This is a genomic window from Nocardia sp., assembly GCF_025465275.1.
In the GTDB taxonomy this organism is placed as follows: domain Bacteria; phylum Actinomycetota; class Actinomycetes; order Mycobacteriales; family Mycobacteriaceae; genus Nocardia.
This window is the reverse complement of the sequence record NZ_JAODNK010000050.1, coordinates 1-25,985: the sequence shown is the minus strand read 5'-3', so window position 1 is coordinate 25,985 and position 25,985 is coordinate 1. Positions and strand designations below refer to the sequence as shown.

Here is a 25,985-nt window from a genome sequence, read left to right as displayed (position 1 = left end):
GCCGCCTCCACCGGACCGGGCCCCCGCTCCGACGATAAGCCGCCAGCGACCACAACAACAGTGCCCCATAGATTTCCGCAGATCAGAGCGCTGGAACTCCTACGCGATCAGTTTGTTCACAGGCACTTAGAAGGAGAGTTCCCTTGAACTTCTGGCCGTTGCTGGCTGCAGGGATATGGCCGATGGCGGTGCTTGCTGGCACCGTCGCCCTGGTGACAATCATTGCCCTGCTGCGGGCTCCGCGAGACCATGCCTCCGCAGTGTTTGCGTCGTTTGCGGGTGCGTTCGGCATCCACCGCGACCAAGGATATGCCCGCACTGATCCCACGCAAGGATCGGTACCGAGCGATGGATCCTCCAGCGAGACACAAGGTTCGGAGACTGCGGATAATAATCAGATCGAGCCGCTCGAGGAGGGCGCATGAGCCGCCGGCGCCCGACTCCGGATCCGGTGTTTCGTACAGCGGCAGAGCGGATTGACTATCAGAGGTTCGAGCTCGCCATACGAGAAATTCTCACTTTTTTCGGCGTGACTGGGGCCGACGTTGTCCTAGCACGTCTGTCCGGCATCAGTTTCTCGGAGATCGCACGACAGCTGGGGCTGTCTGAGAGTCGGTGTCGACAGATCTACTACAACGCGACGTCCGTGCTCGAAGTGCAAGCGGGGCGCCCGGAGGGCCTGCGGGCGTATGCGAATCATGACTTCGCACGAGTTTTCTCCGATCGTGACGACGAACGCATCGGGTCCATGGGCTACAAGCTGGAGAACGAACCCATGCCTTGGTGCGAGCGGCATAACCGCCTCGCCGGGCTCGGTTCCTGGGTGAGATGTGCCGTGTGCCCGTGTCGGTTCGAGAGCCGCCCACGCGGACAGCGCCAGGTGTACTGCAGTGCGGCCTGTCGGCAGGCTGCGCATCGACAACGAGACAAGAAGAGGAGAGCGCACACTTGACCCTGGCATCAGCGAACCATGCCTGGGTTTCTGTTGAGCTAAGCCGTTCGGAAAACGATCGGTATAGGGACACATGAGATTTCGGTTATCCGCCGACCGATTCGGCCTCTGCTCTCGGTCTCTGTATCAATGCGCTACGGCCCAGGAGATGCGTCGGTTTGGGGGTACACCCAAACTGACAGTCGGTTGCGAATCGATCGGTTTCCGAACAGCGCCAACCGAATTCGGCTACCCGAGGGGTGCCCGGCGCCTATGCCCGCCGGTATGAGCGATGCCCGGCTCGATGAGGTACGGCAATGCCCTTCCTGGTGCGTCGAGTACTACGACCACATCGACAACGTGCCCGACCTCTGCCTCGTCCGTGCCGGGGCGGGGTTCAGGAGGCCTGGCGGTGGGCGTCGTTCTCGTGGCGGGCGATCACCGAAAGGAGCTCGCTCACCCATGCCGGTCGCTGCTCGCCGGTGCCGGCGGTGGCGATATCGCGTTCGATCAGCGAACGGATATAGCCCGATGGGACATGCCGAGATTCGAGGCGCGGCGTTTGCAGGCCTGGTCGAGGTCCCTGGTCAGTTTGACCGACCGGGGGATCAGGACCGGGTCGGTGGCCGGTCCGGTCTCGATCGCCGGGTCAAACCCACTGGCGCGGGCATGGTTCTGCCGCGACATGGCGCCCGCAATGGGTCGCCAGCCGAGCCCGTCCCCAGGCGTGAACAACGCCAATGTGGTGACAAGTCTGGCAAGAAGAGCAACAGCCACAACCGATTTCGAGATGCCCCGTCATCTCTGCCCGCGAGGGCCAGTGACGAGAAAGGGCACGCTGAGCGGCCGACTCGACGGACCAATCGTCGTCATTCGGCGGGGTGGAACTGCCAGAGATGTTGTGGCGCTACTGGTTTCATGTCAGGACGTGCGTGACGACGGTGTGTGCGAGCACGGCCGGTTCTGGCATCCTCCACTAACCTCGGATTGACCCGGATGGCCGAGGCCTGCAGCATCTCCTACTGAGATCCTGACCTGGACGGCGGAGGGATATCCGAGGGAGGAGACGCTGTCGGTGCGTGATACGCGAGCAGCACCCGCCCGTCCTCGATGCGCAAGGTCCCTGGTTAGGCGCGGGCCTCGAGACGAGCCCCGGCCTGAGTCCATGGTTGGGGCTCGTTGACGTCATCCCTGTCGGACGCGTCTTCCTCGAACCATCCCGTTCCGGCGAGCCAGATCTCCAGCCAGCCGGCAAGGCTTTCCGCGTCGAGGAACCATGCCTGTTCCCAGCGGCCGTCATAGGCGTTGGGCTCGAAGAGAAGGACTCTGCCGTCGGCGTTCTGACAATCCACTACGGCATACATCGCGCAGCCCCAAGTCAAGATGGGAACCACACCTTCTGGCCACTGCGGGTCGTCGTTATCGATCGATGCCTCGCGCCGTTGAAGATACTCACTCAGGACACTGGGCTCCGGGCCGAGCAGCGGCAGCAGCTGGTAGCCAGGGCCGAACCCGCCATCGGCGACTTCCTGGTAGAGCCGCGCAAGCAACGGGTGAAGCGGGAAGCCCAGTTGGGATTCAGCCTCAGCGATCTGGCCGCTGCTCGCCGGGGCGCGCAGATCATCGCTTTCGCTCGCAGCACGTGCCGCTGTCTACTGAATGAGTTGATCAGGATCAAGCATGACGGCGATACTGCCAGAGCCTAGCGACTGGCCGTCACTGGATCCGGACTGCTCGTGTCAGCAGCAACCCTTTTCGGGCGGCGTGCACGACCACACCGCCATGATCACCGCAGGGTCGACCGATTGCGCCGATCCGCGGGTCGGCGTGATTGAAGGTCGTTGCGTGATCGAGAAAGGCTACGGCCGAACGTAATTCATCAATGTAGTGGATGAGGTCAGCTCTGTGTGCTTCTCTGTGGTCCCGCCAATCCTGCGACGGGACTTCGTATCTGAGTGCCAAGGCGACGTCGGTCAGTGATAACAGGCCGACCTGGTGGAACAGCCGCATTGCCGCGGACCGTACCCCGTTGACCACCGGTCCTGGATACCGGTGGCAGCAAGCCGATCTCGTCGTAGTCGAGCAGACGAGCCTGCAGATCTCAGTGTCGAACGCAAGGAACAGCACGAATTCGGTCCACCAGTTCTGTCAAAGCCGGATGAGCGCAGGATGTTTCATTCTCTACACCTCGGCGAACGCGCATAACCCCTCCAGCGCAGCCGATTCCGTCCGTGCCGTGTAAACCGGATTCAATGCGGCAGCGATCACGGCCCAATGCTGGCGGCCCGCGTAGGAGAAACGAGGCCCGCGACAGGTGCACGATGGAGGTATGTACCACAGCTTGCAGCCTGACCTGCCCGATCGCGTCCGGCAGTCCCCTTGAGGAGTTGTCCGCAAACCCCTGCCCCGGGTGTGTCTGTGACGACCGACAGAAGTCGCCACTGATACACGGCGTGGGCGGCACCGAACGCAGCACCCTGCCTATGGCGACTCACCTCCTGACTCTGCCGGCGAACAAGGGCACGTAGTCGGTCGACCGGAAGTCAGATCGGTCGAGCCAGTCCGGTCACGGACCCGGGTGCCTAGTTAATTGCGTAGCGTTGATTACGTGTGCGGCACACGTAACAAACGTAACGAATCGCGAAATGATGACTTACTTCTGACCACCGATAAGTGAACCTTATCGGTGGCCAGAACCGTGAATGCCCTCGTGCTTCCGGTCTCCAGATTTGGTTGTCACAATGACGAATCTGCAGGTGCGGGGCCTTTCGGGCGGTCAAGCCGCCGGCCCGGCACCTCGACCGCTTCGGAATCCCTGGATGCACACCCCGGCCGGAGGATCGATAGGCAATTCGAGTGGCTACTCGTCCCGAAGGTCACGCGGTCGTCGAGGTACACGCCACTTACTCAAGCGGTAGTCTCTCAGGTAGTCTTACTGGTGCGGCGATCAAATGGCACTGGGTGCTCGCGCAGATGCTGGCACGGGCGCAGGTCGACCCGATAACGTGTTCGACCTGGTGAGACGCATTGATGAACGGAAACCGGGCCGTCTGGCTGCGGCCAGCCACTGACCCCACCACCGGCCTGATGACCTTGGTCATCTTGGGCCGTGCCGACAACGGCACACCGTTAGTGATCTTCGCCGGGCGAGCCGATCGCGACATAGAAGTGTCCAGCGCCGCATACTTGAACGCCGACCAGGCCCCGGAATTCCAGAAGTGGGAGGCGACCTGCAATGACTGATCCGTTCATGGACATGAGCCCCGCTGAGGTCACGGAAATGACCCAGCGCCTCGTCTTCACCGATGAGGCGGTAGAAACAACCGAGACCGGCCCGGACACCGCACCGGTCCTCATCCCCCGATCGGTGAAAATGCCTCGTAATCTCGATAGGGCGTGCAAGAGCCGCGCCGCGAATCTCGGGATGTCGCAGTCGGAATACATCCGCTCGCTGATAGAGCACGATATCGCCACCGCCGGAATTGCTGAGCAGCGCCCGGCATGGGTAAAGGCGCTGCTCGCCGTGATCGCTCACCACGAGAACGACGACCACCGTAAGGCATCCTGACCGGGATCAGCCCGCAGCGCCGCATTCATCAGAGCCAGGATTCACCGATGGCGCGGCTCGTGCACTTCAACCGCGGTGCCAGGTAGTCAGTCTTCCCTCGCGGCCCGGTCGCGGAGTTGCTGTGCAGCTTCTGGTCCCTTACCCACACCCACGTCGTGACCCAGCGACACGACCGTCAACGGCATCCGAGTCCTCGGCCGACCTCGCGCCTCTCACCCCCGCAGCGATACCGGTGCCCGGATCTCTTGTCGTGATTCCGCCCGATCAGCTGGCTACTCGGTGACGATGACGGCAACGACGGCTCTGGACGGGCAGATGCTGACGGCCTCACGCACGGCGGGCTGAGTGTCGTTGTCCGGATAGGGGTTTCGGACAACGACGAGACCGTCATCCTCGTCCTGATCGAAGACTGTCGGAGCGGTCAGTGCGCACAGGCCGGCGCCGATGCAGATATTCCGGTCGGCAGTCACTCGCATGCGTAGTCCTTTCCAATCGCAGGCAGACCGGTCACCAGGTGACCAGGAGTTCGTTGACGCCCTGGATCGTGTTACCAGGCCGCAGAATCAGTTGATCCACCGGAACCGCCAGCCGCAGAGTCGGAATGCGATCGAACAGCGCCTCGAGGATGATCTCGAGTTCCAGGCGAGCCAGATTCTGGCCCAGGCACTGGTGCACACCGTAACCGAACGCGATGTGATGGCGAGCCGAGCGGCGGACATCGAAGGTATCCGGCTCGGCGAACACCGCACCATCACGATTGGCGATGAAGTTGCTGACGATCACACCATCACGGGCTTTGATCAGCTGGCCGTCGATCTCTATATCGGCCTTCGCGACCCGGGCACCCGCAATATCGGCGATCGCGAGATAGCGCAGCAGCTCCTCGACCGCGCCCGGGAGGAGACCGGGGTCGGCGCGCAGGACGGCATGCTGGTCCGGATGCTCGAGCAGAGTGATCACCGACAGCGAGGTCATCGAGGCGGTGGTCTCATGGCCTCCGACGAGCAGCAGGACCGCGATCGAGACCAGTTCCTCGCGATCGATCTCACCATGGGCCAGTTCGCTGGCGACCAGACTGCTCAGCAGACCGGGACTCGGTGTGGTCTGCAGCGTGGTGATCAACCCGTCCAGGTAGGTGGCGAGAACTTCGCGCGCGGCGGTCGATTCAGCTGCGGTCGTCGACTGCAGCCTTCGGCTCGCGTCCTGGAAGATCTCATGATCGGAGTACGGCACACCGAGCAGCCGGCAGATCACCATCGACGGAACAGGCCGCGCGAACTGACCGACCAGATCAGCCGGCGGACCGGCGGCAAGCATGTCGTCGATGAAGCCGTGCACGATCTGCTCGATACCGGCCCGCATCCCCCTGATGCGTTTGGCGGTGAACTCACTGATCAGCATCCGGCGCTTGGGCCCGTGTTCGGGCGGGTCGAGGCCGATGAATGTCAGCCGCCGGTCCCGAAAGTTGAGCAGGCGCGCGGATGTGGCCGGGAAGTCGGGGTGGTTCCGATCCGATGATAGACGGGAGTCAGCCAGTAGCGTCCGAGCCGTTTCGTACTTGGTGACCACCCACGCCGTGCGGCCATCGTAGAGAGTCACTTTTCGTAGCGAGCCCGCCTCGTCGCGGAGCCGGATGTACTGGGCGGGTAGCTGATACGGGCAGGTGCGGTCGCTCGGGAAGGCGGGGGCATCCTGGGCCGGCACAACAGTCTCTGTCATAGGTTCCCCAAGGCCATAAGGTTCCATCGGTAGTCAAATTCTCAATTCAAAGCTTCTTACGTTAAAGCCTCGACCAGCAGCGACGAAGTCGCGGCGTCAACCGGTGAGAACGTCGACCACAACGTATTCGATCCCGATCCGTCCCGCGCGTTCAGATCGAGAGGTCAAGTGTCCCAGTGGTTTTCAAGCATCCTAATGGTTTTGGAACTCAGTCCATTGCAGGATGGAATCAGGGTTTCGATGAGGTCGCGCGACGACTACGGGTGTGTTCCCATTTGAGGGAAGGGTCGTAACCAGGCTGCACACGAAGAATTTCGACGCACCCGTTGGGATGCACCGCGACATGGAAATATTCGCTACACGCCCCGAGTCCGATACCACCATCCTGATCGGTGATGGATGTGCCTGAACACCGATCACGGCAGGTGTCGACCTTGTTGCCGCCGTCGACGGCGGCAACAGGCTGGTCATCGGTGAGTCCCGTCCGGGGAGCGCAGTATCTGAAACGTCTCTGCCGCCCAGCAGATTCGCTGAACGGCAGAGGGTGCGCGTGTGCGATAAGACGTGCGTGTCTACTTGTCGGCCCCGACCGGCCGAGAACGGGGGGGCAGCTTGCGGCCCAGGATCTGCTCGGCTTCGCGGCGGCGCTGCTCGACCTGCGCCGGAGTCAACTTCTTACGGACCAGGTGCATCGACTGCTCGGTCAACGCGCTCATTCATCGCCTCCCGTCACGATTGCCTTGATTCGCCACATGCTACGCGCTTCATCCCACTTGACGCCAACGACGAGCAGCTCGCGTGCGTCGATGACCAGGACCTCTTTCTCCGCCTGTACCTCGGCGAGCTCGCCTAGGCGCAGTGCAGGCGTGCCCTTCAAGATGATCAGATCCACGATCACAGGGTTGCGGTACTCGGTTTTGGGACGACGCGGATCAGCCAACCCGCTCGTGGACATGAATCCAAGGTGGGTGAACACCCCGTCGATCAACGAGTACGCCGGTTCGACGTCGGCACGGTGCAATCCCGGGATCCCGAAATCCGATGCCTCGGTCAAGCGGGTCGCACGGACGCTCATCGGCAGCGGGTACTTCCGCAGCGCCGTCCTGATCCCATCAATGCGCCGCTCGACGCTCGGGGTCGATTCGGCTGTTCCCCACAACACCGGATTGAGCAGCTTGAAGTCGTTGCCTGAGTACCCGGTGAGTAGCTCGCGTTCTGTCTCGGTGAGCAGGCCGAGATTCTGCTGCCAGGCCAGCACGGTCTCGGCAAGAGGCACATTGCTGAACCCGTAGTCATCGTCGTCGTCCACACCCGTCACACCCGGATTGTGGCGCATCACCCGCCCCGCACTGCAAACGCGCCCCGGCCGCTGCCTGTTCGGCGCGTTCCCAGCTGCTCGCCGTCCGCGATGTCCGCCACCGCTCACCAGCAGCAGCGACCGAGGCCGGCATCGGTCCAATCTCATGATGCCCGTGCTGGCGCATCACTCAGCAGACGTACACAGCCGCGCCCTGCGCGTGAGCTGTTGCAACCCCGGAGCGCGAGGATAGACATTGGGACTTTGACGCTGATACCGGGTCATTCGAGCCCTTGAGTGGCCTTGAGTCGCTCGTCGAACACCGCGATCGTCTCGTCGGTGAGCCGCCCGACCGGACCCGACAGCCACGGCCGGTAGACCGTGGTCACGCGGTCGCAGCGAATCCAGCCCTGTACGGCGTCGGTGTCCGAGAGCGGGACCGCTACGAGCCGGTCGGGGTCGAGCTGCTCAACGGGCGCGACCATCACCCAGTTCTCACTCTCGGGCAGCAAGTATCCCGGAGTCACGATGACGCGATAGGGCGTGCGTTCGTCGGCTTCGCGCGAGGGTCGTTCTCGATCGAACGTGTAGATGTCGCCATGGTTCACGCGGCGTGCCCGTGCCCACCTTCATCAGCAGAAGCGGCCTCGTCCAGTGCCGCCAGTGCCTCCGCGCGGGCGAGGTCCGCGGCCTCGTCACGTGGGCGAGCCCGATTGGCGTCCTCCCACAATGCACCGATCTTCGCCGCGCGCACGAAATACGGAGACACCTTCAGGTTGTTGCGGGACGCAGCGGCCTCGAAGAACGCCAGATCCGCATCCGGGACAGTGATCGTCAACTTCGCCATATTCGACACCATACTCTTGACCCGTCTCAGAGGATGGCCGGATCGACTCATGAGCTGCCGCCGCGCCTCGACTAGCCAGCTTCCACCGTTCTTCATGGCGTGGACCAGCACAAATCATCGAATCCGCAGCGCGAGAAATAGGCCTTGTCGCGGATATTCGGCAGAGAAAAGCGCGGGCTATGCTCGCCCGAGCGCCAGGTCTGCGGCACTGTCCACATCCCCGGGGGTGGGATGTGATCACTATTGCGATGAACATGTCGACAGTAAGAGAGCACCCATATCGTGATCGAATCCGCCATACACCGGGTTGTCGAGAACATGGTGGCGAACGGCCCCGTCGGATGGACGACGGGCGTGTTGGAATGCAACGCGCAAACCGGCATTCGTAGGTTGAAGACCTATCAAGCCGGGTATCGGATTATCCCGATCCGGGACAGAAACGCCCTGCTCAGCTCGTTGTTCGGTTCCCAAGAGGACATTCAGTTCCTCGAAATGGCGGTGAAGAAGAGGACCGGCTGGGACAACGTCATCATCGAGCTCACCTGTGATACCAGCGGCGCATTCTGGCTGGTATCGATACCAAGAGGTGTGGAGCGGACCGGCGGTGGAAGGCCGGGCTACCTGATGAAACTCGACCCTGCGTACGAGTTACCCTGGCCCGGAGGCGATCAAGAAGCAGGAACCTCTGTGGCCCAGGGGGATCCGGCGCTAGCTGCGGAGCGGTTCCGGGAATACCTCGCCCGTCGAACGAAGATCCGCGGAAAGCCTGACAAACTCCGCCCCCCGGCGTCTACAGCCGACATCGAAGGTGCGGAGCGCAAGATCGGCCGTCCATTGCCCCACGACCTGCGGGCCCTGTATCTGCTCGCCGATGGAGAGGCGGACAGCACCCACGGAAGTCTGCTCAGCGGACAATCATGGATGTCGCTCGAGGCGATGGTTGCCACACTCGAAGAGAACAACCGCGAATACGGTACGGCGATGCGACGGCTCGGCTGGAATTTAGCCTGGGACTCAACGATTCTCGACCCTCAACCGCCAGAGACCGTCCGGCGCTGCGGCGGTCACCCCGCGTGGATACCGATAGCCACCGACATGACAGGCAACTACTTGGCTGTGGATATGGCCCCCGCCCGCCACGGCTATCCCGGCCAAGTCATCTCGATAGGCAGCGATCACGATGAGCCTGCCTACGTCGCCCCCTCGGTGACATCACTGCTCGGCCACTACCTGACCGTGCTGGAGTCGCGCGACGACGAATCAGATGACGCAGACGACTTCGTCGCTGCCCCAGACTACCGACTCGGACCCAGCCGAGTCATCAGTGATTCCGACGGTCTGTCGCAGATCTCGCCGACCGTCCAAGCAATCACTATCAGCACAGACGACCGCACGGTCGATCTGACCCCGTTGGCCGCGACGCCGAACTTGCGCGAGCTTCACGCGTATTGCACCGTGTCGGATCTCTCGCCGCTCCGGCAGTTGCCGATCGAATCCCTGCATATCACCCTCAGGGATACCGACCTCAGCGCTCTCGCAGGACACCGGTTCCTCAGAAGTCTTGTATTGAAAACACGACGCCCCGTAGATATCAATGCGCTTCGAAGCATACCGACGCTTCGCAACGTAGATCTTTCCGGTGCTCAGGTCTACAACCTGAGCATCCTTGCCGATCTGCCTGACCTGCGCTGCCTAGCCTTGCAGCCACAACAATGGGATGTTCTGCTCGACAAGGGAAAACCACTCGCAGCTCTCGTCGCAGCACGACTGATGGTGGAAGAACCCTCGATGGAGGAAGCTCTGACCTGGTCACTGCGCCTCGGGGGGAAGGTCAGCGAGGTGTTCCGTGTCTCCGGCCGGATCAGATGAACGACCCTTCTCAGCCCCAATCGATGAGGGCGCCCGCGACTTGGTCGTCGGGTTGTTCGGCGGCAAGCCGGTCAGCGGTGAGTTTGCGAGGGCTGCCAGGGCGTTTTCCCTTGGCGGCGGCGACTTCTCGGGCGTGAGATTCGGCAAGTCAACGCGTGGCCGAGGACGATCAGAGACTCACCCGCACACAGACTAGTGGTCCAATCGGATAACCAGCATGACACAACCGGTCTTCACCCGATCGGCGAGTCTGTTTGGCCCTTGACCGACGGAGAGGTCCGCGAGCTCGGTGAGGTGCACTGCGCGATCGACTTCAGGCACCTCAGAACTGTTAATGGCCGAACCGGCAGCTCATATAGACCGCGTGTGAATACTTTCGGTCGCCAGGGCCCATCGTGTCCCCGCCACTCCAACCGTCACTATCTGCATACAAGGTGACGGTAGCGTCGGTGGCGTTGTACAGCTCACCTGCGGCCATAACAACCCTGTGAAGTTCATATCCATTGGGGTCGTTCAACTTCCGCTGGTTCCCGATGTTGTCTTGATAATAAAATGCTCCCGTTGCCATGAAAACACCTCCGCAATTGGCTCGGGTATCAAGGATGGCAATCCTACAGCAAATCGAAGGCGAGGAGGTGAGGCCTTGAGGTCATCGACATCGAAAACCTATTCAGTGTGGGGTCATTCGCCGCCCAGAGCCCACTATGGGTCCAACACCGAACCAGACGGAACATTGCGAACCATATTCCCAATCATGGGAAGAATTCTCTTCGATGGCCGGAATGCGCTGACCAGATATGCCTTCCAGCCTCCCTTGACATGAGGATCGTCATCGCAGTAGGTCATGTAATCCGCGATGGTGGCCGCCGGTCGATGTGGCCGCAATGCGAGACCAAAGGCTCGATCCGTTTGATCCGCCAGTCGAGAACATGCATGAATCGGCGAAAGTATCCGCGCCCCAACATAATATCCAATGCTGGCGCTTCCGCATCCTCATCGCATCGTGCTGTCCTCGGCAGCAACATCATCGAATCCCGTATGGACCCTCCACATCTGCGCGGCGATGACAGCACACGAAGTCGGCGATCCGACCGGGCCCAAGGCAGGATGATCAAAACCGGCCCAAGCGAATTGGGCCGGGTCGGTTGCCATGAACGATGCCTGCCAACCTGAGCGTGCTCTGATTCCTGAGGTGCAGGAAAGGCGACGCCTGAGTGGTGGGCAAGTCTGCACGCCAAGGTGATCTCACTGCACAGATCACCCACCCTCCCGAGATCGACATCTTGTCAGCGACAGAATGGGTCACAGTGATGTCGATGTCGCCCTATCGCGGCCGCTTCCAGATGGTTTCGGCACTCGGTGACCGATAGCGCACCAGCGATGCAGTCGACGTAGTCGCGGCGTTCACCGGTACTGGATATACGACAAGCTGCGAGAACGGACCGAGAGTCCAAGCGTCTCAGTGATTATGTAGACCACGCTAGAGCAGGGCGGACTCAGGGTCTTGGTGGGGTCGAGCGCCGCACAGGGGGTGTATTCCCATTGTCGGGAAGGGATGTAACCATCCAGTTCATTAGTTTCGTAGGGCTCCAGGGCTCGTTCACATCGCGGCGGGTCGTGAACTGAGTCGCTGTCGAAGGGTTGGGCATTCGTATGCAGTCCGTGCGCCGTTCTACACGTGGTAACCGCCGCCGGGCCCGCTGCCTACTGCTGTCGCAGTTGTTGAGGACGTCCGTTGAATCCAACCCCGATTCGGTTGCACTCAGATTCAATCCAACCGGCAGGCCCGAAGATCAGCGCAGCCTGACCTACAGGAACCTGGACGAAAAGTCCTCGCAGTTGGCTCGCGAGCTCATCGCGCGTGGAGTTGGCCCGGGCGACATGGTTGCCGTCGGGATAAAACGGTCGGTGGAGTCGGTGCTGTCGGTGTGGGCAATAGCCAAGACCGGTGCGGCTTACGTCCCAGTGGACCCGTCCTATCCGGCGGACCGCATCGAGCACAGCGTCACTGATTCCGGCGTCGTACTCGGTCTCACGGTTGCTGCACACCGAAACTCGCTCGGAACGAGGATCGACTGGCTCGAGCTCGATAATCCGGCCGTCGAGGCGGCTGTGAATGCGCACAGCGCGCACCCCATCTCCTACACCGATCGAATTCAGCCGCAACCCGAACACCCGGCATACACGATCTACACCTCCGGCTCGACCGGCAAACCCAAAGGTGTGGTGATCACGCACGCAGGTATCGCCAACGTAGCGGTCCTCGGCACCCGTTATCTGGTGACCGGCCAGTCCCGGGTGCTGCACCTCAGTTCGCCGAGCTTCGACGTCTCGATCACGGAAATGCTGTACACCTTCGTCGTGGGCGCGACACTGGTGATCGCCCCACCGACCGTATTCGGCGGTACGGATCTGGCGGATCTGCTACGCCGGGAACAAGTTTCGCATCTGCTCATCACCCCGGGCGCACTGGAATCAGTCGACCCGGACGGGCTCGACGATGTTCGCGTCGTGGTGTGCGCCGGTGACCGCTTGGGCCCGGATCTGGTGTCGCGGTGGGTCACCAACGGCCGGCGGATGTTCAATGCCTACGGCCCCACCGAGGCCACCGTCATCGTCACCACCGGGGAGATGCTGCCGGGTCGGACGATCACCATAGGTTCGGCGATCGACGGCGTAGGCGCCTACATTCTGGACGCGCGCCTGCGGCCCGTCCCCGCGGGGGCTATCGGGGAGCTGTACCTTTCCGGTTCGGGTTTGGCCCAGGGCTATCTGAATCAGCCGGCCCAGACAGCGGAAAGGTTCTTGCCCAGCCCGTTCTGTGCACATGAAGGGACCCCTGGTGCTCGGCTGTATCGTACCGGCGACCTGGTGCGACGCAGCGCGGACGGCGACATCGAGTACCTGGGCCGATCCGATTTCCAGGTAAAGATTCGCGGTCTGCGCATCGAGCTGGGCGAGATCGACAACGCCCTCACAGCACATCCCGACATCGATTTCGCCGCGACCGTGGGTGCCACACTGCCTTCGGGCTCGACCGCGTTGGTGGCATATGCCCTGCCACGGGCCGGCACAACGCCCGACACGGTCGAGTTGCGGCGCTTCCTCTCAGAGTCGTTGCCCGCGTATATGGTTCCGTCCGCCCTTGTTCTGATCGATGAAATCCCGCTGACACTCGTCGGTAAGCTGGACCGCAATTCGCTGCCCGCGCCGGTATTCACCGCGCGGGCGTTCCGCGCCCCCACCACTCGGACAGAACAGGCGGTCGCGGACGTTTTCGCAACGCTGCTGTTCCCGTCAGACAGTGACACCCGAATCGGCGCGGACGACGACTTCTTCGAGTTGGGCGGCAACTCGCTGCTTGCGGCACAGGCGGCGGCACGGATCAGCAAAGCCCTGGATGTGCGGGTGTCGCTACACCTGTTGTTCGAGGCGTCCTCTGTGGCCGGACTCGCCGCACGAGTTGCGGAGCTGACCTGTGTGCAGCACGGTACGGAACTGCGGCCGATGCCGCGTCCGGAGCAGATCCCGTTATCGTTTGCACAGCAACGTATTTGGTTCCTCAATCGCTTCGACTCCGCGAGCGCGGTAGACAATATGCCCTTCGCCGTGCGGCTTTCCGGCGCACTGCAGATAGGCGCGTTCCGCGCCGCGGTCCGCGACCTGGTGCAGCGGCACGAGGTGCTGCGAACGGTCTATCCCGACACCGACGGTGTCGGAAGACAACTGGTGCTGCCGCTCACTGATCCCCGCGCGGTGCCCACAGTTCCGATGCTCGACGCGACCGAAGAGCAGCTGCCGGCGCTCATTACCGAAGCCGTGGCGGCCGGCTTCGACGTGACCACCGCACCGCCGATTCGGCTGCGGCTGATGCGACTCGGCCCCACCGAACACATTGTGGTCTGCGTGGCCCACCACATCGCAGGAGACGGTGTGTCGATCCGGCCGTTGATCCGCGACCTCATGACCGCCTACTTGGCCCGTTCCTGTAACACGGCTCCGGCGTGGACTCCCCTGCCGGTGCAATACGCCGACTACACGCTATGGCAGCGTGAAGTACTCGGTTCCGAGGACGACGGGCAATCCATGCTCGCCCGACAGATCGCGTACTGGCGCGACCGCCTGGCCGGCCTACCCGATCAGCTGGATCTGCCCTCAGATCGGCCGCGTCCTACGGCCGTCTCCGGGCGCGGCGCAGGCTACGACTTCCACATCGACGCGCAGCTGCACAGCGCACTGTATGAAATTGCACAACAACACAATTCGACGCTGTTCATGGTCATACACGCCGCGCTGGCGATGGTGCTGGCACGGCAGTCCGGTACCCGGGACATCGCTATCGGCACACCGATTGCAGGTCGTGGTGAGGCGTCCCTCGACGATGTCATCGGCATGTTCGTCAACACCCTGGTGTTGCGAGCCGACATCGATCCGAACCTGTCCTTCACCCAGCTCATGGACCAGGTGCGACGGTCTGATATCGCGGCGTTCGACCACGCCGATGTTCCTTTCGAACGTTTGGTGGAGGTGCTGAACCCGGTGCGTTCCCCGGCGCGCCATCCGCTGTTCCAGGTGATGTTGTCATTCCACAACATGGCCACCGGCACACTGGAATTGCCGGGGCTCACCGTCTCCGGCGTGGATCTTCTGGTGCCCATGGCCAAAGTCGATCTCGACCTCACCGTGGTGCCGCACGAGAACGACGGCGTACCCGCGGGAATGTCCGTGTCGTTCATCTACGCGGCCGATATGTTCGATGAACGGAACATCGAGGTGCTGGCCGATCGGCTGCGCCGGGTGCTGACCGCAGTCGCGCAGCAGCCGCAGCTCCCGATCGGCGACATCGAGGTGCTGGATGCCGAAGAACACCGGGCGACACTGCTGAACTGCAACGACACTGCGCGTCCGGTCGTGCCCGAATTACTCCTGGACGCCTACCGCCGGGCGGTCGTGCAGCATCGGGACCGAGTCGCGATCGCATACGAGGGTGTCGAACTGACCTACGCCGAGTTCGACGCGCGAGTGAATCAGCTGGCGCGTCTGCTGATCACGCGTGGTGTGGGCGCGGAGTCCCTGGTGGGACTTGCGATTCGCCGGTCGCTGGATCTGGTCGTGAGCATGTACGCGATCGTCACGGCCGGTGGTGCGTGGGTGCCGCTGGATCCCGATCACCCAGCTGATCGCATCGGGCACATTCTCGATACAGCCCGTCCGGCGTGCGTGCTCACCACGACCACAGACGCCGTCGAAGTGCCGAGCGGCGTCGATGTCCTCTACCTGGATACCGCTGTACTGGACACATTCTCGACGGCACCGATCGAGGCACACGAGCTACGACATCGGGTCCATCCGCAGAACCCTGCCTACGTCATCTTCACCTCCGGCTCGACCGGCCGTCCCAAGGGCGTGACCGTCAGCCATACCGCCATCCACAACCAGATCACCTGGATGCTGACCGAGTACCCGATGGGTCCCGGCGATGCCTACTTCCAGAAGACCGCCACCACCTTCGACGTATCCCTCTGGGGCTACTTCATGCCCCTGCGCGCCGGTGCGAAACTCGTGGTCGCCACTCACGATGGTCACCGCGACACCGGATACCTCGCGGAAACCATTGCCGCGCAAAACATCACAGTCACCGACTTCGTGCCGTCCATGCTCACCGTATTCGCCGCACACACCCGCCCCGACAGCATGCCGACACTGCGCGATGTATTCGTCATCGGTGAAGCCCTGCCCCCGGAGACCGTCACCACGGTGCAGGCACTCGGGACAGGTTTGCACATACACAACCTCTACGGCCCGACCGAAGCCACCGTCTCCATCACTTCCTGGCCGGCCGAGGGTACCGATCGGGCCAGCGTGCCGATCGGAGTGCCGCAATGGAACAGCCAGGCATATGTGCTCGATGCCCGCCTGCACCCCGTTGGCGCCGGAGTGCCGGGTGAGCTGTACCTCGCCGGTGACCAGCTGGCCCGCGGCTATCTGCGCCGCCCCGACCTCACCGCGGACCGTTTCCTGGCGAATCCGTTCGGCCCGAACGGTTCCCGCATGTACCGCACCGGCGACCTGGTGCGCTGGCGGGCAGCCGACACACAACACCCCACCCGTCTCGAATACATCGGACGCACCGATTTCCAAGTCAAATTCCGCGGCCAGCGCATCGAACTCGGCGAAATCGAAACCGCGCTACTGGCACAGCCTTCCGTCTCCCAGACCGCGGCAATGGTGGTACCGACCGCACTGGGCGATCAGCTGGTGGCATACGCCGTGCCAGGGCCCGGCACAGCAATCGACCAGCAGACGCTACTGGCGGCCATCGCGGACATCCTGCCCGCCTACATGATTCCGTCCACGGTAGTGGCCCTCGACGCCTTTCCGTTGAGCACCAGCGGCAAGCTTGACCGCAAGGCCCTGCCGGACCCGGTTTTCAGCGTGCGCGAGTACCGGGCTCCTGCCGGCAAGTCCGAGATTGCGGTGGCGCGAGTGTTCGCCGATGTGCTCGGCGTCGAGCAGGTCGGCGCGGACGACGACTTCTTCGCACTGGGCGGCAACTCGCTGCTCGCCACCCGCCTCGCCGCACGTCTGGGCGTGGCTCTCGAGACCCGGGTCGCGGTGCGGGAGCTGTTCGATACCTCCACCGTGTCCGCCCTGGCCGCCCGCATCGTGCCCGGCTCGCAACCGGATTCGGGCCGGCCACGCCTGGCGCCCACGGCGCGTCCGCAGCGCGTGCCGTTGTCACTTGCCCAGCAACGGATCTGGGTGATCAATCAGATCGATCCTGCGTCGCCCGCCTACAACATGCCCTTCGGAATACGCCTGACCGGTGAGCTGGATGTGGACGCGCTGCGACAGGCTGTACTCGATGTGCTCGAGCGGCACGAGGCGCTGCGCACTCGCTTCCCGATCGCGGACGCTCGTCCGCACCAGGAGATTCTCACCGTCGGCCAGGTACTGCCGGACGGCCTCGAGGTCGTGACGGGCAGCGGCGCGGTCACCGACCGCGTCGTGGAGATGATGGGCTGCGGGTTCGACGTCACCGAAGCCGCCCCGGTGCGCGCCCGGCTATTCACCGACCCGGCGGCCGGGGATCACATGCTGGTGCTGGTGGTCCACCACATCATCGCGGACGGGGCCTCGCTGGCCCCGCTGGCTCGCGATCTGGTCACCGCCTACGTAGCCCGCAGCGGCGGTAGCGCCCCGGCGTGGGCTCCACTCGAGGTCCAATACGCTGATTTCGCGCTCTGGCAGCAGTCGGTCATCGGGCACGACGACGACGAGAACTCCATGGCCGCACAACAATTGGCCTACTGGCGAGAGCAACTGCGCGACCTGTCCGACCCGAAACTGCCCGCCGACCGGCAGCGGCCCTCGACACCGTCCCTGCGCGGCGACGCGATCGAATTCACCGTACCCACCCAGGTACACCGCGCGCTGGACGCTCTCGCCCGCGACCATCGGGCATCGCTGTTCATGGTGATCCACGCGGCACTGACCGTACTGGTTGCCCGGCTCACCGGTGACCACGACATCACCATCGGCACACCGGTCGCCGGCCGCGGGGAGCGCGCCCTGGACGAGTTGGTCGGCATGTTCGTCAACACCTTGGCCCTGCGAACGAGGGTGGACGGCGGCGAAGGCTTCGAGGATCTGGTCGACAGGGTGCGCGAGGTCGACCTGTCGGCCTTCGCGCACGCGGACGTTCCGTTCGAGCGAGTCGTGGAGGTCGCGGCACCCACCCGCAATGCCGGGCAGAGCCCCCTGTTCGGGGTGGTGCTGTCGTTCCAGAATGTCGAACAGGCAAGCTTGGATCTGCCCGGCTTGACTGTGACGGCCCTCGACACAGGACAGATCGCGGCCAAATTCGACCTGCAAGTCATGGTCGAGCCCCACGTCACCGCGGACAGCGCCCTCGGCGAGATGACGATCGGTCTCGCCTACGCCACAGACCTGTTCGACGAGCCGACAGTAGCGGCCTTCGGCCGCCGCTTGGAACGCGTACTGGCGGCGGTGGCCGGCGATGCTCGAATCACCGTGGGAGGCATCGACATTCTCGACGAGAGTGAACGTGCCCGCCTGCTCGGCGAGGCGACGCCGGCCGCCTCCCCGGTTCCGGTGACCGAACCTCATGCGGCGACCCTGGCGGACCTGCTCGATGCGGCGGTGCAGGACAATCCTGACGGCACGGCCCTAGTTTTCGCCGATGCCAGTGAAACCCACTCGGCGATCGAGTACCTCGAACTCGACGAGCGCTCCTCGCGTCTGGCGCGGCTGCTCATCGATCGCGGTGTCGGGCCCGAAGACCGGGTGGCCGTGGGTATCTCGCGGTCCGTCGAGTCAGTTCTGGCAGTGTGGGCGATCGCCAAGACCGGCGCAGCGTTCGTACCGGTCGACCCGAAGTATCCGAGCGATCGGATCTCTTACCTAGTGACCGATTCACGGGTAGCCCTGGGTCTCACGGTGAACGCTGTGTACCCCAGCCTGCCCGACGTCGTGGATTGGCTGGCCATCGACGAAGCCGAACTGGCGCACGCACTCGACGGCTACGCGACCGACCCGATCACCGATGCCGACCGCGTGCGTCCCTTGCGGGCCGCGCACCCGGCATACGTGACCTACACCTCGGGCTCCACCGGCGAACCCAAGGGCGTGGTGGTCACCCAAGCGGGTCTGGCGGGCTTCTGCGCTGAGCAACAGAAGCGCTACCGCGCCACCAGTTCCTCACGCACACTGCATTTCGCCTCACCGTCCTTCGACGCCTCGATGCTGGAACTGCTGCTGGCTGTCGGCGCCGCGGCCACCCTGGTGGTGGTCTCGGCCGACGTCTACGGCGGTGAGGCGCTGGCGTCGGTGCTGCGCCGTGAAAAGGTGACGCACGCCTTCCTCACCCCGGCCGCACTGGCCTCGGTGGATCAGGTCGGGCTCGACCGACTGCGCGTGGTGATCGTGGGAGGTGAAGCCTGCCCGCCCGATCTCGTGCAGCGCTGGGCGACACCGATTTCCGGCAGGCGCACTCGCGAGTTCTACAACGTTTACGGCCCGACCGAAACCACCATCGTCACCAATATCAGCGCAGCGCTACTGCCCGGAGATCCGGTTACCATCGGCGGACCGATTCGCGGGATCGACGAATACGTGCTGGATAATCGGCTCGTGCCAGTTCCTGCGGGAGTGGCAGGCGAGTTGTTCATCGCCGGTGCGCAACTCGCACGCGGCTACTCGGACCGGCCCGCGCTCACCGCCTCGCGCTACGTGGCCAATCCGTTCGGACCGGCCGGATCGCGTCTGTACCGCACCGGCGACCTGGCGCGCTGGACCGCCGATGAGATCGAGCACCTGGGGCGCAACGACTTCCAGGTCAAGATTCGCGGATTCCGCATCGAACTCGGCGAGATCGACGCTGTCCTGACCTCCCACAACAGTGTGGACTTCGCGGTGACCCTCGCCCACCTGCTCGACAGCGAAGCGACGATCCTGGCCGCGTACGTCCTCACCGCGCCGGGCACGGCCGTAGACGTCGAGGCGCTCATCGCCTTCGCCGCCGAACGCCTGCCCGCACACATGGTGCCGGGCTCGGTGACCGTGCTCGAATCGATCCCTCTGACCCCGGCAGGCAAGGTGGATCGTCGTGCGCTGCCAGCACCGACGGTGCGCGTCAAGGAATTCCGGGCCCCACACGGGCAGTGGGAAACACTGGTCGCGCAGATCTACGCCGAACTGCTCGTCATCGAGAATCCGCTCGGCGCGGATGACGATTTCTTCGACCTGGGTGGCAACTCACTCATCGCCACCCAGGTGATGGCGCGCCTGGGCGCGGCATTGGCGACGCACGTGCCCGTGCCCCTGCTCTTCGAAGCGTCCACGGTGGCCGGGCTCGCGGCCAGGCTGCCCCAGCACGCCTCCGGCGGGCGCCGCGCCCTGTCCGCGGCCGTCCCACGACCGGACCGCATTCCGCTCTCACCCGCACAGCAGCGCATGTGGTTCCTCAATCAGGTCGATCCGGTCTCGACCGCGTACAACATTCCACTCGCGGTGCGGCTCTCCGGTGCGCTCGACGTGGACGCGTTGCGGGCCGCTGTCGCGGATGTCGTTGCCCGCCATGAGATTCTGCGCACCATCTATCCGCGGTACGAGGACACGGCGGACGGGCCGCTGCAGGTGATTCTGCCGGTCGAACAGGCGGTTCCGCAGCTGGAGGTCCGCGCGATCGACGCCGCCGACGTCGTCGCGTCGGTCTCGGCATTCATGGCCGGCACCAGTTTCGACGTCACCACCGAGGTGCCGCTGCGGGGCGCGCTGTTCGAGATCGTCGACGCCGTCACACCGGAGTTCGTGCTGGCCTTGGTGATTCACCACATCTCCGGCGACGGCACCTCCACCGCTCCCCTCACCCGCGACCTCGTGATCGCCTATACGGCCCGCGCCCAGGCACACGAGCCCGGTTGGGAACCGCTACCGGTGCAGTACGCGGATTACGCACTATGGCAACACGATGTCCTCGGAGCCGAATCCGACCCGCAATCACCGGTCGCGCAACAGATTGCGTACTGGAGAAAAGCTCTGGCCGATTTGCCCGACCAGCTCGAACTGCCAACCGATCGGGCACGCCCGCCGGTTCAGTCCTTCGCCGGCGACAAGGTCGAGATCAGCGTCGATGCCGAGACGCACGTTCGTCTGGCGGCGGTGGCGCGGGCGCATAACGCGACACTGTTCATGGTGGTGCATACCGTGCTGGCGGTGCTGCTGGCTCGGTTGTCGGGTGCCTCGGACATCGCGATCGGCACACCGATGGCGGGCCGCGGCGATGCCCAGCTGGACGCCATGATCGGCATGTTCGTCAATACCCTGGTCTTCCGCACTCGCGTGAAAGCCGGTGCGTCGTTCACCGAACTGCTTGCACGCCAACGTGAGAGCGACCTCACGGCCTTCGCCAACGCAGATGTGCCATTCGAACGCCTCGTGGAGGTACTCGATCCGGCACGTTCGCCCGCCCGGCACCCGCTGTTCCAGGTCGGACTGTCCTTCCAGAACTTGGCACGCACCAGCCTCGAACTACCGGGACTCGCGGTCTCCGGAGTCGATTTCGACCTCGGGATTTCCCAGTTCGACCTGCACTGGATTATCAGCGACACCTACCGCGAGGACGGCAGCCCGGCGGGAATCGGCGGTGTACTCACCTTTGCGACGGCATTGTTCGACAAAGCCACCGCGGGAGCGTTCGTCGAGCGGTTCGTCCGTCTGCTCACGGCCGTCGCGGCCGATCCCGGCGTGCCGGTCGGCGACATCGAACTGCTCGATCCCGCCGAACGCGAACAAGTACTCAACGCCTGGAACCGAACCACCACGCAGGCATCAGGTCCGCTCACCCTGCCGGGGCTACTGGCGTCCACCGTCGCGCGACACCCGCACGCCACAGCGCTGATATCGGAGAGCACGCGCCTTTCCTACACAGAATTGGACGAGCGCGTAAACCGACTCGCACGTCACCTGATCTCGCTGGGCGCCGGTCCGGAGCGGCCGGTGGCGCTGGCGTTTCGGCGCTCTGCGGACCTTGTTATCGCCATGTACGCGGTATCGGTCGCCGGCGGTGTGTATGTGCCGGTGGATCCGGACCAGCCCGCCGACCGCACCGACTACATCCTGGAATCGGCCACACCGGTCTGCGTGCTCACGAATGCGGACGCCGAATTCGAGACCACAATCGCACCTGTGGTACAGATCGACGAGCTGATCCTCGACGATATCGCCGCAGGGCCGGTCTCCGACACGGAACGTTCCGCGCCGCTGCGTGTTTCGAATATCGCGTATGTCATCTTCACCTCCGGTTCGACCGGCCGCCCCAAGGGTGTGGCGCTGCCGCACGGCGCGGTCGTCAACCAATTGCTCTGGAAGGTCAGCGAATTCGGCCTCGACCCGGCTGACGCGGTGCTGCTCAAGACCGCCGCCACCTTCGACCTCTCGGTCTGGGAGTTCTGGTCCGGCGTGGCCTGCGGCGGACGCCTGGTCATCGCGGACCCCGACGGCCAGAAGGACCCGACCTACCTCAACGAGCTGATGGCACGGGAATCGGCGACCACCCTGCATGTGGTGCCATCCATGCTGGACGCGCTGCTCGCCGACGGACTGCCGGATTCGCTGGAGCGCATCCTCGCCATCGGTGAAACGCTACCCAGCCCGCTGGCTCAGCGCGTACTGCGGTCGCGTCCACGCACCGAGCTGTTCAACCTCTACGGCCCCACCGAGGCCGCGGTGTCCATCACGAGCCACCGGGTCACCGAGCGCGACGAGCACAGCGTGTCCATCGGCTCGCCCGAATGGAATTCCCAGGTGTACGTGCTGGATTCGCGGCTGCGGCCGGTGCCGGTCGGCGTCTGCGGAGAGCTCTACCTGGCCGGTGCGCAGCTGGCACGCGGCTATTTCGGCCGCCCCGAGCTGACCTCGGACCGCTTCGTCGCGAACCCGTTCGGCGCGCCGGGCGCCCGCATGTATCGCACCGGCGACCTGGTGGCCTGGCAGGACGACGCCGAGCTGGAATACCGGGGCCGCATCGACTTCCAGGTGAAGATCCGCGGCTTCCGCATCGAGCTCGGCGAGATCGACACCGTGCTGGGCACGCACCGGGATATCGAATTCGCGATGACGCTCGGACGTCAAGATGGGCTCGGAGCAACACGGCTTGTCGCCTATGTCGTGCCGGTGCCGGGGCGGATGCTCACTCCGGCAGATCTGTTGACGCACGCCGCACGCAGCCTGCCATCGCATATGTTGCCTTCGGCGGTCGTGGTGTTGGACAAGTTGCCACTGACCCCGATCGGCAAGCTGGATCGCACAGCCTTGCCCGCACCGGTGTTTCCAGTCCGGGCCTTCCGCGAGCCGCGCACTGCGCGGGAGATGGCTGTCTGCGCAGCGTTCGCCGAAGTACTGGGCGTCGAGCGAATCGGCTTGGACGACAACTTCTTCGAACACGGCGGCAATTCGCTCAGCGCGACTCGACTGGTGAATCGTCTCGGTAGCACGCTCGGACGGAAGGTCCCCGTGATGCTCATGTTCACCGCGCCTACCCCCGCTGACCTGATCGCGGCTGTAGCCGAAGCAGACACCAACGGCGCGGCATTCGACGTCCTGCTGCCGCTGCGGACCACCGGCTCCGCGGAACCGCTTTTCTGCATCCATCCAGTCGGTGGCATCGCATGGTCCTTCGCCGGCCTGTCTGCGCACCTGGACCGCGATCGGCCGCTTTACGGTTTGCAATCTCCAGCCCTGCTCGGAAACGAGGAGCTGCCCGACTCGCTCGAGGACTGGGCCCGCCGCTACATCAAGGAGATCCGGACGATCCAGCCCACCGGGCCGTTCCACCTGCTGGGTTGGTCGCTAGGTGGTGTCATCGCGCACGCCATGGCCGTGCAACTGCAGGAAGAAGGAGAAGAGGTAGCCCTGCTCGCCATGCTGGACAGCTACAACGAGATGCCCAGCCAGGCTGCCGGGTCCACAGTCCTGGCGGTTCCGCTCGCGGACCTGTTTGGAGGTCTGCTCGGTGGCGTGGCCGCCGACCTCAGCGCGGAGGATGCCACTCCGGAACGGTTGGCTCAGTGGCTTGCCACGCGGGGAGAACCCTTCGCATCCTTCGGCGCAGACCGCATCGCGGCGGCTGTGGACAGCGCGGTGCGATCGCTCGAACTTTCAGCCCGCCACCAAGCCCGCCGTTTCCACGGCGACCTGGTGTACTTCAGTGCCGCACAAGACCTCCCGGGCGATGCCGGAGGAGCCATAACCTGGAGCGATGTCGTCGACGGACGGATTCACGACCTCGACGTGGACGCCACACACTGGGGCATGACCGGCGATAGGGCACTCGGGCATATCGGCGGGGTGCTGACGGCGGCGTTGGCTGCACAAGGATGACCACGAGCGACCTTGCGGGTTGCTTCGCGTATCAAAACACGCTTTACGTGCATGCGGTTTCGATCGGTCAGCTGTCGGTACCGACATTGAATTCGGCGTCAACCACGACCGTTCCCGCCTGTGGAGACAGCGGTCTCGGATCAAGGGCTTAGCAGACCTACGAACGCTTATGGGGGAGTTGCACCTACCTAATGAGCTGGTTGAACGACGACCTCGGTACCTCTGTCGCGGCGATCTGGGGGAATCGCCTCAAGACACTGCCACCGGAACAAGTACATCCTGGTCTATCCGCGCCAACCCGCGAGTTCCTCACCACGGTAGGTCTGCCTACCGTGCAGGTCGGCGCCTTCACCCCGCTACCTGACAGCGGCGTCCTCAGCTCCGAGCATGTGGGAGACCGGGAATACGTCCCGGTGATCAACGGTCTACCCAACGACTTCCGTTTCGCAGTCGAGGTGGGCAGCGACGAGGTGTTCTGCCTGTTCGACGGTTCGACCGAGGTCTACCTGGCCAACTCGAATCTTGGGCTCTTCGTCATGTTCGTCGGCAGGTACTACCGCGATTTGTGGACGCTGGCCGAACCCAACGTACAGAGCGTGAACCCAGCCGTTGGCGCCATCGTCGAGAGTCTGATGACCATCGATCCGCCTGCGCTGGATACCAGCGCATGGTGGACGACTTTCCTGGGCCAGGCCTTGGAGGTATGACAGTGTTCCTCGGGGTCTGCTACCCGACTTCTTTGATTTCATTACCGCACCAATGCTCTTCCCGATCAGAGCAGCGGCGGTGAGGGAACGTGTGTCGGCGGATGCCGAACGGGAACTCGCACCGTCGGCCGCATGTTCTTCCAAATCCTCGGCGCGATAGCCGAATTCGAACACCTCTGATGTCCGAACGCGACCGCGGACGTATCGGCGGCCAGAAACCCAAAACTCGGCCCGCGACAGGTCCAGCTGGCCCGGCAGATGTACGACGAACTCGACGAACACGGCAAGCGTCGCTATACCGTCGACCAGATCGCCGCCGAGTTCGGCGTCACCCGCCTGTCCATCTACACCAACTTGAACAAGGCGACCCCCCAGCCGCACCGCGCCTGACCAGGAATCACGAGAACTACGTTGGATTTCCGGCGATTATTAACTTGGCTGACCTGCGCGGCCGTAACGGCGTCGCCAAAATACGGTTCAGGGGTTCCAGTAGTAGCCGCGGAAGGGGTAGGGCGGAGCTACACCTGCGAGACAAACCGCGCAGGTAATTGCAGCGCTTGGGATCGTGCCCCCCGGGTACACCGGTGGTAGTCCCCTCCGGTCGAGTGACGCCTGTGATGAATCGATTGTCCTCAGACCGTGCCGGGTGTTGTCTCAGTTCATTGCAGCGGCCGGGGCAGTCCGACTCTCACGGTGCGGGTTCGGGAGCTGAATTGACTCGATGGACCGATGATCGCTCAGGTCTACCGAGGTGCTGGTCAGGTCGTCACACAGTTCGTCGATTACCTGCTCGGTGACGTGCGGGAGGGTCACGATGTGCGCTAAGACGCCTTCGGTTGCGAGATGGTACTTGCGGCAGATCCATTCGGCGGGGCGCTCGAACACCACGATGATCGAACTCGGATTGAGCATCGCCCACAAGCCGGCACGGTCGAATCGCCGGGTGGCGTATCTGGCGAGTTCCAGGGCGCGGTGCGCTGTGTGTTCCATTCCGGCCGCTCCCTTGCTCGCCATGGCGTACCACACGAGCGATGCTGCCAGCCCGCTGCGCGAACAACTGAGTGTGGAGTCGGTGATTCCGATATATTCACTCACCGGGGGCGCCTGTATGAACTTCTCGCGGCTCAACGCCACCGCGCACGGGA

The 25,985-nt window shown here is 63.7% G+C and carries 16 protein-coding genes; 8 read left to right on the top strand and 8 right to left on the bottom strand.

The window, feature by feature from the left end; all coding sequences use genetic code 11:
- Positions 1-143 precede the first annotated feature (143 nt).
- The gene (locus JWN03_RS11205) at positions 144-425 is read left to right on the top strand and encodes a hypothetical protein (protein WP_297613578.1); all 282 of its coding nucleotides are present in this window, start codon (positions 144-146) and stop codon (positions 423-425) included.
- A gap of 1,633 nt (positions 426-2,058) precedes the next feature.
- Here JWN03_RS11205 and JWN03_RS11200 read toward each other — a convergent pair.
- On the bottom strand, positions 2,059-2,550 hold the full coding sequence (locus JWN03_RS11200) for an SMI1/KNR4 family protein (RefSeq protein WP_297613580.1): 492 nt from the start codon (positions 2,548-2,550) through the stop codon (positions 2,059-2,061).
- Between the two features lie 61 nt (positions 2,551-2,611).
- Here JWN03_RS11200 and JWN03_RS11195 point away from each other — a divergent pair, with 61 nt between their 5' ends.
- The 3 genes from JWN03_RS11195 (at position 2,612) to JWN03_RS11185 (ending at position 4,499) form a co-directional block, all read left to right on the top strand.
- Positions 2,612-2,806: a hypothetical protein gene (locus tag JWN03_RS11195; protein ID WP_297613576.1), complete on the top strand. Its 195-nt coding sequence runs from the start codon at positions 2,612-2,614 to the stop codon at positions 2,804-2,806.
- A gap of 1,212 nt (positions 2,807-4,018) precedes the next feature.
- Entirely contained in the window at positions 4,019-4,174 is a 156-nt protein-coding gene (locus JWN03_RS11190; RefSeq protein ID WP_297613574.1) for a hypothetical protein, read from the top strand.
- Complete coding sequence (locus JWN03_RS11185; protein WP_297613572.1) at positions 4,167-4,499, top strand: hypothetical protein; 333 nt, start codon at positions 4,167-4,169, stop codon at positions 4,497-4,499. The genes JWN03_RS11190 and JWN03_RS11185 overlap by 8 nt, the downstream gene beginning before the upstream one ends.
- Before the next feature lie 272 nt (positions 4,500-4,771).
- Here JWN03_RS11185 and JWN03_RS11180 read toward each other — a convergent pair whose 3' ends face one another.
- The 6 genes from JWN03_RS11180 to JWN03_RS11155 form a co-directional block, all read right to left on the bottom strand.
- Entirely contained in the window at positions 4,772-4,975 is a 204-nt protein-coding gene (locus JWN03_RS11180) for a ferredoxin (RefSeq protein ID WP_297613570.1), read from the bottom strand.
- Between the two features lie 31 nt (positions 4,976-5,006).
- Entirely contained in the window at positions 5,007-6,218 is a 1,212-nt protein-coding gene (locus JWN03_RS11175; RefSeq protein ID WP_297613568.1) for a cytochrome P450, read from the bottom strand.
- A 572-nt stretch (positions 6,219-6,790) separates the two neighbouring features.
- The gene (locus JWN03_RS11170; protein ID WP_297613566.1) at positions 6,791-6,934 is read right to left on the bottom strand and encodes a hypothetical protein; all 144 of its coding nucleotides are present in this window, start codon (positions 6,932-6,934) and stop codon (positions 6,791-6,793) included.
- Positions 6,931-7,536, bottom strand: coding sequence for an ADP-ribosyltransferase (locus JWN03_RS11165; RefSeq protein ID WP_297613564.1), 606 nt, complete (start codon positions 7,534-7,536; stop codon positions 6,931-6,933). The genes JWN03_RS11170 and JWN03_RS11165 overlap by 4 nt, the downstream gene beginning before the upstream one ends.
- Before the next feature lie 260 nt (positions 7,537-7,796).
- Positions 7,797-8,123: a type II toxin-antitoxin system PemK/MazF family toxin gene (locus JWN03_RS11160; RefSeq protein ID WP_297613562.1), complete on the bottom strand. Its 327-nt coding sequence runs from the start codon at positions 8,121-8,123 to the stop codon at positions 7,797-7,799.
- Positions 8,120-8,362 (bottom strand): hypothetical protein, encoded by a 243-nt coding sequence (locus JWN03_RS11155; RefSeq protein ID WP_297613560.1) that lies wholly within the window; start codon positions 8,360-8,362, stop codon positions 8,120-8,122. Before JWN03_RS11155 ends, JWN03_RS11160 begins: the two co-directional genes overlap by 4 nt.
- A gap of 282 nt (positions 8,363-8,644) precedes the next feature.
- Between JWN03_RS11155 and JWN03_RS11150 the strand changes: the two genes are divergently transcribed.
- The 4 genes from JWN03_RS11150 (at position 8,645) to JWN03_RS11135 (ending at position 25,230) form a co-directional block, all read left to right on the top strand.
- Positions 8,645-10,231: an SMI1/KNR4 family protein gene (locus JWN03_RS11150; RefSeq protein ID WP_297613558.1), complete on the top strand. Its 1,587-nt coding sequence runs from the start codon at positions 8,645-8,647 to the stop codon at positions 10,229-10,231.
- A gap of 1,653 nt (positions 10,232-11,884) precedes the next feature.
- Positions 11,885-24,133, top strand: a complete 12,249-nt coding sequence (locus JWN03_RS11145; protein WP_297613556.1) for a non-ribosomal peptide synthetase — start codon at positions 11,885-11,887, stop codon at positions 24,131-24,133.
- 191 nt (positions 24,134-24,324) lie between these two features.
- Positions 24,325-24,840: an SUKH-4 family immunity protein gene (locus tag JWN03_RS11140; protein WP_297613553.1), complete on the top strand. Its 516-nt coding sequence runs from the start codon at positions 24,325-24,327 to the stop codon at positions 24,838-24,840.
- A 258-nt stretch (positions 24,841-25,098) separates the two neighbouring features.
- The gene (locus tag JWN03_RS11135) at positions 25,099-25,230 is read left to right on the top strand and encodes a hypothetical protein (protein ID WP_297613551.1); all 132 of its coding nucleotides are present in this window, start codon (positions 25,099-25,101) and stop codon (positions 25,228-25,230) included.
- Between the two features lie 264 nt (positions 25,231-25,494).
- Here JWN03_RS11135 and JWN03_RS11130 read toward each other — a convergent pair whose 3' ends face one another.
- Complete coding sequence (locus JWN03_RS11130) at positions 25,495-25,830, bottom strand: hypothetical protein (RefSeq protein WP_297613550.1); 336 nt, start codon at positions 25,828-25,830, stop codon at positions 25,495-25,497.
- Positions 25,831-25,985 lie beyond the last annotated feature (155 nt).

Bases quoted from the DNA above. Each gene is read 5' to 3' on its own strand.
- JWN03_RS11195 (WP_297613576.1), top strand. From the start codon at position 2,612: ATGACGGCGATACTGCCAGAGCCTAGCGACTGGCCGTCACTGGATCCG.
- JWN03_RS11190 (WP_297613574.1), top strand. From the start codon at position 4,019: ATGACCTTGGTCATCTTGGGCCGTGCCGACAACGGCACACCGTTAGTG.
- JWN03_RS11185 (WP_297613572.1), top strand. From the start codon at position 4,167: ATGACTGATCCGTTCATGGACATGAGCCCCGCTGAGGTCACGGAAATG.
- JWN03_RS11180 (WP_297613570.1), bottom strand. From the start codon at position 4,975: ATGCGAGTGACTGCCGACCGGAATATCTGCATCGGCGCCGGCCTGTGC.
- JWN03_RS11175 (WP_297613568.1), bottom strand. From the start codon at position 6,218: ATGACAGAGACTGTTGTGCCGGCCCAGGATGCCCCCGCCTTCCCGAGC.
- JWN03_RS11170 (WP_297613566.1), bottom strand. From the start codon at position 6,934: ATGAGCGCGTTGACCGAGCAGTCGATGCACCTGGTCCGTAAGAAGTTG.
- JWN03_RS11155 (WP_297613560.1), bottom strand. From the start codon at position 8,362: ATGGCGAAGTTGACGATCACTGTCCCGGATGCGGATCTGGCGTTCTTC.
- JWN03_RS11145 (WP_297613556.1), top strand. From the start codon at position 11,885: ATGCAGTCCGTGCGCCGTTCTACACGTGGTAACCGCCGCCGGGCCCGC.
- JWN03_RS11140 (WP_297613553.1), top strand. From the start codon at position 24,325: ATGAGCTGGTTGAACGACGACCTCGGTACCTCTGTCGCGGCGATCTGG.
- JWN03_RS11135 (WP_297613551.1), top strand. From the start codon at position 25,099: ATGTACGACGAACTCGACGAACACGGCAAGCGTCGCTATACCGTCGAC.
- JWN03_RS11130 (WP_297613550.1), bottom strand. From the start codon at position 25,830: ATGGAACACACAGCGCACCGCGCCCTGGAACTCGCCAGATACGCCACC.